This is a genomic window from Burkholderia sp. Tr-862 (assembly GCF_011753085.1).
In the GTDB taxonomy this organism is placed as follows: Bacteria; Pseudomonadota; Gammaproteobacteria; order Burkholderiales; family Burkholderiaceae; genus Burkholderia; species Burkholderia ambifaria.
In genome coordinates this window covers 1-928 of the sequence record NZ_VWWG01000405.1, presented here as the reverse complement: position 1 = coordinate 928, position 928 = coordinate 1, and the positions used below count along the sequence as shown (strand labels likewise).

The 928-nt window shown below is 55.2% G+C and carries 1 protein-coding gene; it reads left to right on the top strand.

What is annotated here, in order from left to right:
* Nucleotides 1-700, top strand: a 700-nt coding sequence (locus F3J14_RS35165) for a GH32 C-terminal domain-containing protein (RefSeq protein ID WP_211080437.1), incomplete at its 5' end; no start/stop codon positions are given.
* Nucleotides 701-928 lie beyond the last annotated feature (228 nt).

Below are 928 nucleotides of genomic sequence, written 5' to 3'. Positions count from 1 at the left end.
CGGGACAACCTACCATGTGCGCAGTGGCTTCCGCCGTATCGACCACGGCCATGATTTCACACGCCCACGCAACACCAACATGACCACAGGCACTACCCTGCGGGGATCCACGAATAACTCGACAAACCCGGCTGATTATTACACAGAAGCCGCTCTCTTTGGATTCATCAACGGGGTAGGTCGACACGACGATCCAACCCAGCATCCTTCGCTTACCGACGAAGGTTGGGCGAATGCTTTAACGCTGCCACGCATGATTTCTCTGCAGGACGGTCTGCTGTACCAAACACCACCTGCTGGGCTACCGGAAGCTATATCTGCATCTGAGCGAGCACATGGCTACACCGTTTTGTGTGAGGTTCCGGCCGATGAAGGTTCCGCTCTAACGGTGTCGTTAATGGACTCCAACGGCAAAGAAACTGCCCGTATCACGCATTCCGGTGACACGCTAAGCATCGACCGTAGCGTCGGTCCTAGTGATCGATACCGGGACGAAGCCCCCGCTGTAGCAGAACTTGCCGATGGCGACAGCGATTCTTTGACCATCATTGTTGATGGTTCCACGGTTGAAGTTTTCGCGGATGGCGGCTGCGTGGCAATGACTTCGCGCGTATATTTCGACGGTGGATGCTCTGCGATTGAAGCTAAAACTACTGGGCATGCGAAAATCGAGCCCGACTGGCACCGCAACGCTTACTAAAGTGAAACTCCCCATGCTTGATGCATGTGGAGAGCTGCGGTGAAGCGGGTTTGCTGAAGCAGTCCACGCGCCCCCGCGCAGTCACTGTGATGATTGCCGGTAGTTTCGCTAAACGCGTTTCCAAGTCTGTAGCAGCAATATGGCGCACGGACGGGCTCATGCCAATCTGGGCGCTGATCGAGGACTTATCCAAACGCATCGTAAATTCGACGAAGGTCGGATCGTCCT